This is a genomic window from Micromonospora sp. U21 (assembly GCF_018070045.1).
Lineage (GTDB): Bacteria > Actinomycetota > Actinomycetes > Mycobacteriales > Micromonosporaceae > Micromonospora.
Genome location: NZ_JAGPYK010000001.1, coordinates 200355 through 215377, shown reverse-complemented (window position 1 = coordinate 215377; position 15023 = coordinate 200355). Strand labels below are relative to the sequence as shown.

Below are 15023 nucleotides of genomic sequence, written 5' to 3'. Positions count from 1 at the left end.
ACGCCGCGAACTCGGCCAGTGACCGCAGTCGGTACGCTAGCGAATCGACGCAACTCGACGCAAGAGTCTCCACAGCGGACCGTCGCGGGCGGAGCGTGGCAGATCAGCGATTGGCCTGCGGCGAGGCAGTTTCGACATGGTGAACAACGGATGGCACGCTGTCCGCCGTGAGTTTCGATCTGAGCGTGTGGGCCCTGGAGGACGGGGCGACGCCCGAGGACGTGCGGGCCGCGGTCGAGGGTTGCCGGCAGGGGCGGCACGTGGACCGTTACCCGGACCCTCGAGTGGTGGCCTTCTACCGGGCGGTCATCGCCTCCTACCCGGACCGGCACCCCGGCCCGGACAGCCCGTGGGCGGTGGCGCCACTGCATGCCGCCCACGACCATGTCGAGCTGAACCTGCATCCGACCTGCGCGGACCAGGTGCTGCTGGACATCGAGCGGCTGGCCGGCGAGCACGGGCTGATGCTCTTCGACCCGCAGGACGGCTCGGTCTACCCGCCCCCGGCCCGGCTGCCCGGCTGATCCGGCCGGGCGGCAGGACACCCCACCCGGGGTACGACAAGGGGCCCAGCGGATCGCCGGGCCCCCCGTGGTGCTGCCGTGACTACTCGTCGCGCAGGTCCGCGGCGCTGGCCGCCGTCGCGCCGATCGAGTCGGCCGCCGAGGTGAGCAGGTCCGCGCCGAGCGCCTGGTCGACGGTGAGCGTCATCAGCGTCTCGCCACCCGCCTCGCGCCGGGCCACCTGCATCGCGGCGATGTTGATGCCCGACTCGCCGAGCAGGGTGCCGACGGTGCCGACGACGCCGGGCCGGTCGGCGTAGCGCAGGAAGAGCAGGATGCCCTCCGCGCCGATCTCCACGTCGAAGCCGTCCACCTCGGTCAGCTTCAGGACGTCGCGAACTCCCGAATGGGTGACCGTGCCGGAGACGCTGACCGTCCGGCCGTCCGGCAGCGCGCCACGCACCGTGACCAGGGTGGGCTGCTCCGCCGTCTCGGCCAGGCTGGCCAGGGTGACCTCGACACCGCGCTCGGCGGCCAGGTGCGGGGCGTTGACGTAGGTGACCTGCTCCTCAACGACCGAGCTGAACAGGCCCTTGGTGGCGGCGAGCTTGAGCACCGACACGTCGTGACTGACGATCTCGCCGCGGACCTCGACCGTGACGTTGGCGGCGACCCCGCCGGCGACTGCGGTGAACGCGCGGCCGAGCTTCTCGGCCAGCGGGAGCAGCGGCCGCACGTCCTCGGCGACCACGCCACCGGCCTGCACGTTGACCGCGTCCGGGACGAACTCGCCCTGCAACGCCAGCTTCACGCTCCTGGCCACCGCCAGGCCGGCCTTGTCCTGCGCCTCGTGCGTGGAGGCACCCAGGTGCGGGGTGGCCACCACGTTGTCGAAGGCGAACAGCGGCGAGGAGGTGCAGGGCTCCTTGGAGTACACGTCAACGCCGGCGCCGGCGACGCGGCCCTCGGCGATGGCGTCCGCGAGCGCCTGCTCGTCGACCAGACCACCGCGGGCGGCGTTGACGATGCGCACGCCCGGCTTGACGATCGCCAGCTCCTTCTCACCGATCAGGCCCACCGTCTCGGGGGTCTTCGGCAGGTGGATGGAGATGAAGTCGCTCTCCCGCAGCAGCTCCTCCAGCCCGACCAGGCGCACGCCGAGCTGCGCCGCCCGGGCCGGCTGGATGTACGGGTCGTACGCGATCAGCCGGGTGCCGAACGCGGCGATACGCTGCGCGAAGAGCACCCCGATGCGGCCCAGCCCGACCACGCCGACCGTCTTGCCCTGCACCTCGACGCCGGTGTACTTCGACCGCTTCCACTCCCCCACCTTGAGCGCGGCGCTGGCGCTCGCGGTGTTGCGGGCCACGGCGAGGAGCAGCGCGACAGCCTGCTCCGCGGCGGAGACGATGTTCGAGGTGGGCGCGTTGACGACCATGACGCCCCGCGCGGTGGCGGCCGGCACCTCGACGTTGTCCAGCCCGACGCCCGCCCGGGCGACCACCTTGAGGCGCGGCGCGGCGGCGATCGCCTCGGCGTCGATCTGGGTCGCGCTGCGCACGATGACGGCGTCGGCCTCGGAGAGCGCCGAGAGCAGGGCCGGACGGTCGGTGCCGTCGACGTGACGGACGTCGAAGTCGTGGGCGAGCACCTCGATGGCGGCGGGGGCGAGTTCTTCGGCGATCAGTACGACAGGATTCATCGGTCCTCGTAGAGGTCGTGTTTACGATCGGCCGGGGCGGCAAGGCGCCGCACTGCGCCCTGCGCTGATCCGTGCCGTGGCCGTCAGGTGCCTGCTGCGCACCTACCCGCGATCGTAGGGGCCCCGCTGGTCGGCATGTTCCGGTCTCTGGGGTGAGGGCCCTCACACGCCGGGTCGGACGCCGGACATCGTCCGTTCGCCCGGTCGTCACGGTTGCGCGGCCGACGACGAACGAGGGCAGCGGCCCTCCGGGAGGTGCCGCTCCGGGCCGCTGGTCTCGCGGCGTCGCGCCGCCGGCCGCCCATCCGCCGGGCCGGGCGGGCCGGGCGGGTCGCACACTCTTGACCGATATACCTGTGAGTCATAGATATGACCCACAGGTATATCGCCTCAACAGACATGTCACGGCGGCCGACGACACCGGCTCGGTGCTCAGCGCAGGTTGGCGAGGACACCCTGGCGCGGCTGACGCAAGTCGATCTCTGCGGGATCGGCGGAAGCTGGCCGAGGCGTTGGTCACCCGGTCCCAGCAAGTGAGCACCGACGATATGGACACGCGGGGGACCGTCCGGCCGTTTCTGGACGGCCGGACGGTCCCCCGCGGCGACGTCAGGCGGTCTCGGTGATCGGGCGGTCGACCCAGCTCATCATCCCGCGCAGCTTCCGGCCGGTCTCCTCGATCGGGTGCGCCGCCCCCTCGGCCTGCCACTTGGTGAAGTTGGGCCGGCCCGCCTCGTCCTCGGCAACCCACTCGCGGGCGAACTCGCCGGACTGGATCTCCCCGAGGATCTTGCGCATCTCGTCCTTGACCCGGGAGTCGATGACCCGCGGGCCGCGGGAGAGGTCGCCGTACTCGGCGGTGTCGGAGATGCTGTACCGCATCTTCGCGATGCCGCCCTCGTACATCAGGTCGACGATCAGCTTCAGCTCGTGCAGGCACTCGAAGTAGGCCACCTCGGGGGCGTAGCCCGCCTCGGTGAGCACCTCGAAACCGGTCTGCACCAGCGCCGCCGCGCCGCCGCACAGCACCGCCTGCTCACCGAAGAGGTCGGTCTCGGTCTCCTCGGTGAAGGTGGTCCGGATCGCGCCGGCGCGGGTGCCGCCGATCCCCTTGGCGTACGCGAGGGCGAGCGCGAGCGCGTTACCGCTGGCGTCCTGCTCGACGGCGACCAGACAGGGCACGCCCTTGCCGTCGGCGTACTGGCGACGGACCAGGTGGCCGGGGCCCTTCGGGGCGACCATCGCCACGTCCACCTCGGCCGGCGGCTTGATCAGCCCGTACCGGATGTTGAAGCCGTGGCCGAACAAGATCGCCTTGCCCGGGACGAGGTTCGGGGCGATCGACTCGGTGTACAGGGCACGCTGGGCAGTGTCCGGCGCGAGCACCATGATCACATCAGCCTCGGCGGCGGCCTGCGCCGGCGTGACGACCCGCAGGCCCTGCTCCTCGGCCTTGGGGCGACTCTTCGAGCCTTCCGGCAGACCGATCACCACGTCGACGCCGGAGTCGCGCAGCGACAGCGCGTGGGCGTGGCCCTGGCTGCCGTAGCCGATCACCGCGACCTTCTTGGCCTGGATCAGGCCGAGGTCGGCATCGTCGTCGTAGTACACCTCAACGCTCATGAGACTTCCCTTTCGTACGACGGCCGGGGCGGCCCGTCGTGGTCTGTGCGGATGGGTCAGGCGGCCCGCAGCGCGGGACCGGCGGTGATCGAACGCGAGCCGCGACCGATCGCCACGAGCCCGGACTGGACCATTTCCTTGATGCCGAAGGGCTCGAGGTCGCGCAGCAGCGCGTCGAGCTTGTCCGGGGTGCCGGTGGCCTCGATCGTCAGCGTGTCCGGTGCCACGTCGACCACCCGGGCACGGAACAGGTTGACCGTCTCCAGCACCTGGGTACGCGCGGACCGGTCGGCCCGAACCTTCACCAGCAGCAGCTCCCGGGCGACCGAGACCTGCGGGTCCAGCTCGACGATCTTGAGCACGTTCACCAGCTTGTTGAGCTGCTTGGTGACCTGTTCCAGCGGGGACGACTCCGCGTTGACCACGATGGTGATCCGGGAGACGTCCGGGTTCTCGGTCTCACCGACGGCGAGGCTGTCGATGTTGAATCCGCGCCGGGAGAACAGGCCGGAGACCCGGGCGAGCACGCCGGGCTTGTTCTCCACGAGGACGGACAGGGTGTGCATGGTCATCAGATGTCATCCTCGTCGAAGACCGGGCGGACGCCGCGGGCGAACATGATCTCGTCGTTGCTGGTGCCGGCGGCGACCATCGGCCAGACCATGGCGTCCTTGCCGACCACGAAGTCGATCACCACCGGGGCGTCGTTGATCTCCATGGCGGCGGCGATGGTCTTGTCCACGTCGTCGGCGTTCTCGCAGCGCAGCCCGATGCAGCCCAGCGCCTCGGCGAGCTTCACGAAGTCGGGGATGCGGTGCTTGTGGGTGCCGAGGTCGGTGTTGGAGTAACGCTCGTTGTAGAACAGCGTCTGCCACTGCCGGACCATGCCGAGGTTGCCGTTGTTGATCACGGCGATCTTGACCGGGATGCCCTCCAGCGCGCAGGTGGCCAGCTCCTGGTTGGTCATCTGGAAGCAGCCGTCACCATCCACCGCCCAGACCACCGTGTCCGGCTTGCCGACCTTGGCGCCCATCGCCGCCGGCACCGCGTAGCCCATCGTGCCGAGGCCACCGGAGTTCAACCACGTGTGCGGCTTCTCGTAGGAGATGAACTGCGAGGCCCACATCTGGTGCTGGCCCACCCCGGCCACGTAGATCGCGTCCGGCCCGACGATCTCGCCCAGCCGCTTGATCACGTACTGCGGGGACAGCGTGCCGTCGGCCGGCTCGTCGTAGCCCAGCGGGTAGCGGTTGCGCAGGTCGTCGAGCTGGGTCCACCAGTCGCCCAGGTCACTGCCGTGCCCGGCCGACCGCTCGACGGTCACCGCCGCGATCAGCTCGTCGATGACGTGCCGGGCGTCGCCGACGATCGGCACGTCCGCGTGCCGGTTCTTGCCGATTTCCGCGGGGTCGATGTCGGCGTGCACCACCATCGCGTCCGGGGCGAACGAGTCGAGCTTGCCGGTGACCCGGTCGTCGAACCGCGCACCCAGCGCGACGATCAGATCCGCCTTCTGCAGGCCGTAGACCGCGGCCACGGTGCCGTGCATGCCGGGCATCCCCAGGTGCTGCGGATGCGAGTCGGGGAACGCGCCGAGCGCCATCAGCGTGGTGACCACCGGGATGCCGGTCAGCTCGGCCAGCCGGCGCAGCCCGTCCGTGGCACCGGCCTTGAGCACGCCGCCACCCACGTAGAGCACCGGCCGGCGGGCGCCGGCCATCAGCCGGGCCGCCTCCCGGATCTGCTTGCCGTGCGGGTGCAGGGTGGGCCGGTAGCCGGGCAGGTCCAGGGTGGGCGGCCAGGCGAAGGTGGTCGACGCCTGGAGCACGTCCTTGGGGATGTCGACCAGCACCGGGCCGGGCCGGCCGGTGCTGGCCAGGTGGAACGCCTCGGCCAGCACCTGCGGGATCTCCTCGGGGGTCTGCACGAGGAAGTTGTGCTTGGTGATCGGCAGGGTGATGCCCTGGATGTCCGCCTCCTGGAAGGCGTCGGTGCCGATCGACGGGCGGGCCACCTGGCCGGTGATCGCCACCATCGCCACGGAGTCCATGTACGCGTCGGCGATCGGGGTGACCAGGTTGGTCGCGCCCGGGCCGGAGGTGGCGATACAGACGCCCACCTTGCCGGTGGCCTGCGCGTACCCGGTCGCCGCGTGACCGGCGCCCTGCTCGTGGCGGACCAGGATGTGCCGGACGGTGGAGTCGTAGAGCGGGTCGTACGCCGGCAGGATCGCGCCGCCCGGAATGCCGAAGACGACGTCGACGTCGAGCGCCTCAAGGGACCGCACGAGCGAGCCGGCACCGGAGACCTGCGCCGGAGCGGGTGTCCGTACCGCCGGGACGGCCGGGGTGGCCGCGGCGCGCGCGGCGGCGGCGGGGTCGACGTCGCCGGCCGGCTCGGCGGCCGCACGGGAGCGCCGGGCGGTGTGGGCGAGGGTCTCGGGCGTGGGTCTCGTCATGGCGGTTCTGGCCTTCGGCTGGAATGGCTGGGGCTTGTCAAGCGATGCGACGCGGGCGGGGCCCGCCCCGACAGGTTCCGATGGCAATAAAAACGGCCCTCGTGCAGATGCACGGGGCCAGCGCACTCTCGATGAGGGAGAGTGCGCTCAGGTAAGTACTCGCAGCGACCGGTACGACGACATGTGGCTAAGCCTGACGCATCTCACGCGATGAGTCAACTGATCCCACATGTTGGTTAACGGAGCGCGGCGCGTTGGGCGGCGACGCGCCCTCGGCGACCGGGATGACCTGCCCGGACCCGCGCGGAACCCGGCGTGGCGCGGGCAGCGGGGCGGGCCGCGCACCCGGCGAGGTGGCCGCCTCCAACATCGCCTCCAGGTGCTCGGCCGGCACGCCCCAGCCGAAGAGCGCGCCCTGGCCGAACCGGCAGCCGGCGGCCACCACCGCGGCCAGCTCGGTGGGGGTGGTCACCCCCTCGGCGATCACCTCCAGCCCCAGCTGGTGGCCCAGTCGCATGACGATGTCGACCATCGGCGCGAACGCCGGACCGTCCGCGCCGACCGGGCGGACCGGCTCGTGCTCGGCGACCAGGCTGTGGTCGATCTTCAGGATGTCGATCGGCAGCCGGCGCAGCTGCCCCAGCGAGGAGTAGCCGGCGCCGAAGTCGTCCAACGCGATCCGGACACCGGTCAGCCGCAGCGCGGTCAGCCGCCGGATCAGCTCGTCGAGGTCGGTGGCGACCGCGTGCTCGGTGACCTCCAGCACCAGCCGCTGCGGCGGCACGTGGTGGGCGCGCAGCGCCTCGGCGACCTGTACCACGTACTCCGGGGCGTGCAGCTCGCGCGGGGAGACGTTCACCGAGACCCAGACGTCGTGCCCGTCGGCCAGCCAGCGGGAGAGCTGATAGCAGGCCTGGTGCAGCACCCAGGCGCCGAGGGTGGCGATCATGCCGCACTCCTCGGCCAGCGGGATGAACTCGTCCGGGCGGACGTTGCCCAGCTCGGGGTGGTGCCAGCGGAGCAGCGCCTCGGCGCCGACCGGCCGCACCGACGGCAGCGAGGCCACCGGCTGGAAGGCCAGCCGCAGCTCGTCGCGGTCGATCGCGCCGCGCAGCTCGTGCTCCAGTGTCGTACGCCGGCGCAGCAACTGGTCGTACGTGGCGTCGTAGCGCTCGATCCGGTTCTTGCCGCGCTGCTTGGCGTAGCGCAGCGCCAGGTCGGCATGGCGCAGCAGCAACTCCACGTCCGGCTCGCCGGCCCACCCGGCCACCCCGATGCTCACCGACAGGAAGACGGGCCCTTCCGGCTGGTCGTACGGCCGGTTGAGCACCCCGAGCAGCCGCTCGGCGACCCGATCCGCGTCGGCGGGCCGACCCGCCATGAGCACGGCGAACTCGTCGCCGCCGAGCCGGGCCGCCACGTCGCCGGGGCGCAGGTTGCCGCGCAGCCGCCGGCCCACCTCGGCCAGCACGGCGTCGCCCACGTCGTGGCCGCGCATGTCGTTGACGTTCTTGAAGCCGTCCAGGTCCAGACCGAGCAGCACGCACGGGGTGCCCGCCGCGGCGCTGTCGTGCAGCGCGCGCAGCAACCCGCGCCGGTTGGCCAGCGCGGTCAGCGGATCGGTGTGCGCCAGCTCGCGGAAGTGGGCCTCCCGCTCGGCCAGCCGGCCGGCGTAGTTCCGGACGTCATTGAGGGTGAGGTACTGCCGGGCCACCAGGGCGAAGCCCTCCACGCTGCCGGCGACGATGCCCGCCGCGGTGAACCGGCCGTCCTGAAGGAGGTGGTACATCGCCGAGGCGGCCATCGCCAGCATCGGGGCGATCGCGTACTCGCCGTCGCGACCGATCAGGTCCAGGTCGACCTGACCCGGCCGGTCGGCGCGGTGCACCGCGAGCGCGACGGTCAGCAGACCGGCGGCGAGCACCGCCGCGCCGGTCAGCGCCATGCTCGGCCCGGCCTGACAGAGCCCGGCGGCGAGACCCAACCCGCCGCATGTCACGGCGCTGATGCCCGCGCCGAGTGCGGCCAGCCGCCGACGCGGGGCGGCGGCGCGGAAGACGACGATCACGCAGAGCCCGGCGCCGAGCGCGGCGCTCACCGTGGCCAGCAGGATCGCCGGGCACGCCATCGGGGTGGCGGCGCCGAGCAGCCGGGTGGGCTCGGAGAAGAGCACCCAACCGACGAACCAGAGCGCGGCGGCCATGATCAACCCGTCCAGGGCGAGCCGGGCGGTTCCCGCCGCGGTGGCGGCCACACCGGGCAGCCGGAGCAGGCCGGCGGCGAAGGCAAGCCCACTCACCGCCGTGCCGATCGCCACCGCCGTGGCCCACCCGGTGCGCTGCCCCTGCTCGTACGCCCAGTGCTCGCCGGTGGCGAGCACGGTCGCCACCCCGACCAGGAGGCTGAACAGGGCGGCGCCGGCGGCAACCGCGAGCAGTACGTGCGCCGGGCGGCGGGGCCCGGTGCGCCGCCGGGCGACCACGGTCAGCAGTGCGGCGGCGGCAGCGGCGACGAGCCCGCTCAGCGCCGCCACAGCGACCATGCCCGGGGGGAAGTGCACGCACTCAAGAGTGCCGGATGAGCGCTCGTCGTGGGGACCGGGTGTGCATCTGTTGGGACACGGCGCCCGCTCGGGACAGCCGGCGCGCTGGCGGTGTCATGCTGGTACGCATGCCTGAGCTGCGGTCGAGGACCTCCACACACGGTCGGACGATGGCCGGCGCCCGGGCCCTGTGGCGGGCCACCGGGATGACCGACGACGATTTCGGCAAGCCGATCGTCGCCATCGCCAACAGTTTCACCCAGTTCGTGCCGGGTCACGTGCACCTCAAGGACATGGGCGGCCTCGTCGCCGACGCGGTGGCCGAGGCCGGCGGGGTGGGGCGGGAGTTCAACACCATCGCGGTCGACGACGGCATCGCGATGGGCCACGGCGGGATGCTCTACTCGCTGCCCAGCCGAGAGCTGATCGCCGACGCGGTGGAGTACATGGTCAACGCGCACTGCGCGGACGCCCTGGTCTGCATCTCGAACTGCGACAAGATCACTCCCGGCATGCTGCTGGCCGCGCTGCGGCTCAACATCCCGACCGTCTTCGTCTCCGGTGGCCCGATGGAGGCCGGCAAGACGATGGCGATCGAAGGCGTCGTGCACAGCAAGATCGACCTGATCGACGCGATGATCGCCTCCTCGAACGAGGCGGTGACCGACGAGCAGCTCGGCGAGATCGAGCGCTCCGCCTGCCCCACCTGCGGCTCGTGCTCCGGGATGTTCACCGCCAACTCGATGAACTGCCTCACCGAGGCGATCGGGCTGGCGCTGCCCGGCAACGGCTCGACGCTGGCCACCCACGCCGCGCGCCGGTCGCTCTTCGTCGAGGCCGGCCGCACCGTCGTGGGGATCGCCAAGCGCTGGTACGACGGCGACGACGACTCGGTGCTGCCCCGCACGGTCGCCTCCAAGGCCGCGTTCGAGAACGCGGTCGCCCTGGACGTGGCGATGGGTGGCTCCACCAACACGGTGCTGCACCTGCTCGCCGCCGCGCGCGAGGCCGAGATGGACTTCGGCGTCGCCGACATCGACGCGATCTCCCGGCGGGTGCCCTGCCTGGCCAAGGTCGCACCGAACTCGCCGATGTACCACATGGAGGACGTGCACCGGGCCGGCGGAATCCCGGCGATCCTCGGCGAACTGGATCGTGCCGGGCAGCTCAACCGGGACGTGCACGCCGTGCACTCCCCCTCGCTGGCGCAGTGGCTCACCGACTGGGACGTGCGCGGCGGCTCGCCGACGCCGACGGCGGTCGAGTTGTTCCACGCCGCGCCGGGCGGGGTGCGCACCACCGAGCCGTTCTCCACCACCAACCGGTGGTCGTCGCTGGACACCGACGCGGCTGGCGGCTGCATCCGGGACCGCGGGCACGCGTACTCCGCCGACGGCGGGCTGGCCATCCTGCACGGCAACCTGGCGCCCGAGGGCAGCGTGGTGAAGACCGCCGGAGTGCCGGACGACTGCCTGACCTTCCGTGGCCCGGCGAAGGTCTACGAGTCGCAGGACGACGCGGTGACCGCGATCCTCGCCAAGCAGGTGGTCGCCGGGGACGTCGTGGTGATCCGGTACGAGGGGCCCAAGGGCGGCCCCGGCATGCAGGAGATGCTCTACCCCACCTCGTTCCTCAAGGGCCGCGGGCTGGGCCGCTCCTGTGCGCTGCTCACCGACGGCCGTTTCTCCGGTGGCACCTCCGGCCTCTCCATCGGGCACGTCTCCCCCGAGGCGGCCTCCGGCGGGCTGATCGCCCTGGTCCGCGACGGCGACGAGGTCGTCATCGACATCCCCAGTCGGTCGATCGAGCTGAACGTGCCCGCCGAGGAGCTGCAGGCGCGACGGGTGGCCGAGGAGAAGCGCGACAAGCCGTACACCCCGACCGACCGGCAGCGGCCGGTGTCGGCGGCGCTGCGCGCGTACGCCTCGATGGCCACCTCGGCCAGCGACGGCGCCTACCGCCGCGTCCCGGAGTGAGTCGCAGCCTGCCGGTGACTGAGCTGCCACGCAGCTCGCCCGCGTGATCAACACGAGATCAGCGATATCGGGGCGTCCCGCCTGCCTGGACACCGCGATATCAGCGATCCCGTGTCGATCACCGCGCCAACGGCGGAAAGGTGTTACCCCGAGGCTGACCGCGTGGGCTAGCGTGTCGTCGGTCTATTGGGGAGATCCCCAAAATCCTTCGGGGGAAAGAAGCCTTCACGTGTCACTTTGGAAGAAGACCGCGGTTGTGGCGGTCTCGGCGGTCACCGCGCTCGCTGTCTCCGCCTGCGGCGCTACGTCCGGCTCGTCCGAGGCGCCGAAGCAGCCCAGCGTCCTGGAGCTGCTCGCCAGCGATCTCAAGGGGTCGTTGCAGAAGACGATCGACGCCACGGACAAGACCGAGTCGATGACCGTGACGATGAAGGGCACGGCGGGCGGCCAGAAGATCTCGATGCAGGGTGTCCTGGACCTGGGTGACCCGCTCAAGGCCGAGATGACGACGGCGGGCCCGGACGGCACTCCGACCACCGTCCGGATGATCGGTGCCGTGATGTACGTCGAGATTCCGGCGAAAGACCGCGAGAACACGGGCGGGAAGCGCTGGATGAAGATGGACCTGGCCGCCGTGGGCGAGCAGGCGGGGATGGACCTCTCCAAGCAGTTCGAGGACGTTGACCCGACCAAGCAGGTCAAGACCCTGCTCGCCACGGAGGGTGCGACGGTCGTCGGCCAGGAGACGGTGAACGGGGCGGCTACCGTCCACTACACCGTCACCGCCCCTGTCGCCACCTACCTGGGGCAGGTCGACGCCGAGCTGCGGGCGGGTGTCGAGAAGCAGTACGCCAAGCTGGGCGTCAAGGAGATCAAGGTCGACCTCTGGGTCGACGAGCAGTACCGGCCGCGCCGCGTGGGCATGCTCATGGGCACGATGGGCGACATGACGGTCGACTACACCGACTACGGCAAGGCGGTGACCATCGAGACGCCGCCGCCGGCGGAGACCGCCGACTTCGCCGAGATGCTGAAGGGCCTGACCGCCGGTAGCTGACCAGAGCCAGGTTGCTGCCCGGCCGGCGAGGAGACTCACCGGCCGGGCAGTGCCGTTCCAGGAGCCGGACAGGTGGGTCAGCTGGTCGCCACGACGTGGTCGATCACCAGGTGGGCGGCGCCCGTGATGCCGACGTCCTGGCCGGTGGTGACCCGCTCGATGAGCAGGGTCTGGGTGGCCAGCGGCAGGCACCGCTCGTAGAGGGTGGCCCGCACGCTGGCCAGCAGTGGTTCGCAGTCGGCGAGCCGGCCGCCGATGGCCACCACCTGCGGGTTGAAGAAGTTGACCACCACGGCCAGGATCTCGCCGATGGCCCGGCCGGCCTGCCGGGCCAGGGCGGTGGCATGCCGGTCGCCGTCGTCGATCAGGCGGATCACGCCGGTCAGGTCCGAGACGGGCACGCCCTGGTCGCGTAGCGCGGTGACCAGGGCGGCGCCGCTGGCCACCGCCTCCAGGCAACCGGCGTTGCCGCAGGTGCACGGCGGTGCGGGATCGGCGACCACCCGGCAGTGGCTGATGTCCCCGGCCGATCCCTGCGCGCCCCGGTGCAGCCGTCCACTGGAGATCACTCCGGAGCCGATCCCGGTGCCGGCCTTGATGTAGACGGCGTGGTCCAGCTCGGGGTGGGCCGTGCGGTGCGCACCGAGCGCCATCAGGTTGGCGTCATTGTCGACGATGACCGGCACCTCGACCCGGTCGGCGCAGAAGGCGGCGACGTCGAAGCCGTTCCAGCCCGGCATCCGCGACGGGCTGACGATCCGCCCGGTGGCGTGCTGCACCGGGCCGGGGATGCCGATGCCGATGCCTCGCAGCACACTCGCCGCCGACGCGCCGCCGGTCTTTTCCGGCGCGGCCGCCAGCGCGGAGACCTCGGCCAGCAACCCGCCGAGCACGGCCTCCGGACCGTCCTCGATGGACACCGATCGGGTGCGCGCCTGGACGACCCGGCCGGAGAGATCCAGCGTGCCGAGGCGCGCGTGGTGTGCGCCCAGGTCGATGGCGCCGACCACGGCGCCGCCGGTGGGCACGGCGAGCTGGCGCGGCCGTCGGCCACCCCGGGACCGGCCGGCGCCGGTCTCCTCCAGCAGCCCCTGGTTGATCAGCGCCTCCACCCGCTGGGAGACCGTCGACGGAGACAGCCCGGAGAGCCGGGCCAGGTCGGCCCGACTGACGGCCGCACCACTGGCCACCCACCGCAGCAGCTCCCGGGGGCCGCTCCGGAGAGCGTCGCGCGGCGCGTCGTCAATCGTCACGTCAGGTTCATAGCACCCGAAGTTTGTTCCGGCAACCTGTTGACTTCGTTTGCTGTCTACCTTTAGATGACGCTGTTGCTTCGATCTGAAGCAAACTTGGTTTTGCTCTCGAAGAAAGTAGGCGTGTGGTGGCACCGACGACGGCGTCCGACCTCGCCGGCCGGCCCGGGACGACAGGGCCGGACCGGCCGATGGTGTCGGTCCGTGGCCTGCACAAGTGGTTCGGTCCGCTGCACGTGCTCAAGGACATCGACCTCACGGTGGCCGCCGGCGAGGTGGTCGTCGTGGTGGGGCCGTCCGGCTCCGGCAAGTCGACCCTGTGCCGCTGCCTCAACCGGCTGGAGACGGCCGGGCAGGGCAGCATCGAGGTCGACGGAGAGCCGCTGCCCGCCGAGGGCCGCGCGCTCGCCCGGCTGCGCGCCGACGTCGGCATGGTCTTTCAGTCCTTCAACCTCTTCGGGCACAGGACGGTGCTGGACAACGTCACCCTCGGCCCGACCCGGGTGCGCCGCGTCCCCCGGCCCGAGGCGCGCCAGCAGGCGATGGCGCTGCTGGAGCGGGTGGGCATCGCCGACAAGGCGGACCACTTCCCGGCCCAGCTCTCCGGCGGGCAGCAGCAGCGCGCCGCCATCGCCCGGGCACTGGCCATGCGGCCGAAGGTGCTGCTCTTCGACGAACCGACCTCGGCCCTCGACCCGGAGATGGTCAACGAGGTGCTCGACGTGATGGTCTCCCTCGCCGCCGAGGGCATGACCATGATCGTGGTGACCCACGAGATGGGTTTCGCCCGCCGTGCCGCCGACCGCGTCGTCTTCATGGACGACGGCCGGATCGTCGAGTCCGGCGCCCCCGACGACTTCTTCGCAGCCCCGCGCACCGAGCGGGCCCGCGACTTCCTGTCCAAGATCCTCCAGCACTAGCCCCCAACGGGAGGGTGTCATGTCAATTCTCAAGATGAGCCACACCAGGCGGCGCTCGCTCGGCCTCACCGCCACGGCGGTGGCGGTGGCCCTCGCCGCCGCGGGCTGCGGCGGCGACGGTGGCAACACGCCACCGGCCCTGCCCGGCAACCCCGGCCTGGGCGGCGATGGCGTGGTCGCCCAGTCGGTGTACGACGCCGCCCCGGTGGCCACCGACGCGGACATCCCGGCGGGCTCCACCATGGACGCGATCCGCAAGCGCGGCCACCTGATCGTCGGCGGCTCCCTGGACGCCCCGCTGCTCTCCCAGCAGAACCCGGTCAGCGGCACCATCGAAGGCTTCGACGCAGACATGGCCAAGCTGCTGGCGAAGTACATCATCGGCAAGCCCGAGGTGAAGACCACGACCATCGGCACCCAGACCCGGGAGGCGATGCTCCAGGCCAAGTCGGTGGACGCGGTCTTCCAGACGTACACCATCACCCCGCAGCGGGCCACCCAGGTCGCCTTCGCCGGGCCGTACCTCACCTCCGGCCTGGCGGTCGGGGTCCGCAAGGACGACACCTCGATCAAGAGCGTCAAGGACCTCGCCGGAAAGACCGTCATCGTCGGGGCGAACACCCCCGCGGTCACCGCGCTGCCCAGCGCCGCCCCCGGTTCCAAGCAGGTCGCGTTCGGCACCGACCCGCAGGCGGTGCAGGCGCTGCTGCAGAACCGCGGCGAGGCGTACGTGCAGGACTTCACCCTGCTCGCCTCGAACGCCAAGGCAAACCCCGGCATGAAGGTGGTCGGCGAGCCGTTCACCACCGAGGCGTACGGCATCGGACTGAACCGGGAAGACGCGCAGTTCAAGGAGTTCGTCAACAACTGGCTGAAGAAGATCCAGGCCGACGGCACCTGGGCGAAGGTCTGGGAGGGCACGCTCGGCTCGGTGGTCGAGGGCGGGGCGCCCACCCCGCCGGTCATCGGTTCCGCCGACGGTTCCTGAG

At 71.4% G+C, this 15023-nt stretch carries 11 protein-coding genes; 5 read left to right on the top strand and 6 right to left on the bottom strand.

Translation table 11 applies throughout. The features are described 5' to 3' along the window. Nucleotides 1–167 precede the first annotated feature (167 nt). Entirely contained in the window at nucleotides 168–524 is a 357-nt protein-coding gene (locus KBX63_RS01075; RefSeq protein WP_210906878.1) for a hypothetical protein, read from the top strand. An 82-nt stretch (nucleotides 525–606) separates the two neighbouring features. Here KBX63_RS01075 and serA read toward each other — a convergent pair whose 3' ends face one another. From serA to KBX63_RS01050, 5 genes are all read right to left on the bottom strand, one after another. Beyond that, nucleotides 607–2205: a phosphoglycerate dehydrogenase gene (serA, locus tag KBX63_RS01070; RefSeq protein WP_210906876.1), complete on the bottom strand. Its 1599-nt coding sequence runs from the start codon at nucleotides 2203–2205 to the stop codon at nucleotides 607–609. A gap of 609 nt (nucleotides 2206–2814) precedes the next feature. After that, a complete protein-coding gene (gene ilvC, locus KBX63_RS01065) occupies nucleotides 2815–3828 on the bottom strand; it encodes a ketol-acid reductoisomerase (protein WP_210906874.1) in 1014 nt (337 codons plus the stop codon). Between the two features lie 56 nt (nucleotides 3829–3884). Then, complete coding sequence (gene ilvN / locus KBX63_RS01060) at nucleotides 3885–4400, bottom strand: acetolactate synthase small subunit (protein WP_089017348.1); 516 nt, start codon at nucleotides 4398–4400, stop codon at nucleotides 3885–3887. Further along, the gene (locus KBX63_RS01055; protein WP_210906872.1) at nucleotides 4400–6286 is read right to left on the bottom strand and encodes an acetolactate synthase large subunit; all 1887 of its coding nucleotides are present in this window, start codon (nucleotides 6284–6286) and stop codon (nucleotides 4400–4402) included. Before KBX63_RS01055 ends, ilvN begins: the two co-directional genes overlap by 1 nt. Before the next feature lie 187 nt (nucleotides 6287–6473). Continuing rightward, a complete protein-coding gene (locus KBX63_RS01050) occupies nucleotides 6474–8828 on the bottom strand; it encodes an EAL domain-containing protein (RefSeq protein WP_247661508.1) in 2355 nt (784 codons plus the stop codon). 128 nt (nucleotides 8829–8956) lie between these two features. Between KBX63_RS01050 and ilvD the strand changes: the two genes are divergently transcribed. Continuing rightward, complete coding sequence (gene ilvD, locus KBX63_RS01045) at nucleotides 8957–10804, top strand: dihydroxy-acid dehydratase (RefSeq protein ID WP_210906868.1); 1848 nt, start codon at nucleotides 8957–8959, stop codon at nucleotides 10802–10804. Nucleotides 10805–11033: 229 nt separating this feature from the next. Further along, nucleotides 11034–11861, top strand: a complete 828-nt coding sequence (locus KBX63_RS01040) for a hypothetical protein (RefSeq protein ID WP_210906866.1) — start codon at nucleotides 11034–11036, stop codon at nucleotides 11859–11861. A 77-nt stretch (nucleotides 11862–11938) separates the two neighbouring features. On the opposite strand, the gene KBX63_RS01035 is transcribed toward KBX63_RS01040, so the two are convergent. Next, nucleotides 11939–13114 (bottom strand): ROK family transcriptional regulator, encoded by a 1176-nt coding sequence (locus KBX63_RS01035; RefSeq protein WP_210906864.1) that lies wholly within the window; start codon nucleotides 13112–13114, stop codon nucleotides 11939–11941. A 191-nt stretch (nucleotides 13115–13305) separates the two neighbouring features. Between KBX63_RS01035 and KBX63_RS01030 the strand changes: the two genes are divergently transcribed. Together KBX63_RS01030 and KBX63_RS01025 are read left to right on the top strand one after the other, a co-directional pair. Continuing rightward, nucleotides 13306–14034, top strand: a complete 729-nt coding sequence (locus KBX63_RS01030) for an amino acid ABC transporter ATP-binding protein (protein WP_210907600.1) — start codon at nucleotides 13306–13308, stop codon at nucleotides 14032–14034. A 19-nt stretch (nucleotides 14035–14053) separates the two neighbouring features. Further along, nucleotides 14054–15022: a glutamate ABC transporter substrate-binding protein gene (locus KBX63_RS01025; protein ID WP_210906863.1), complete on the top strand. Its 969-nt coding sequence runs from the start codon at nucleotides 14054–14056 to the stop codon at nucleotides 15020–15022. Nucleotide 15023: the final 1 nt, after the last annotated feature.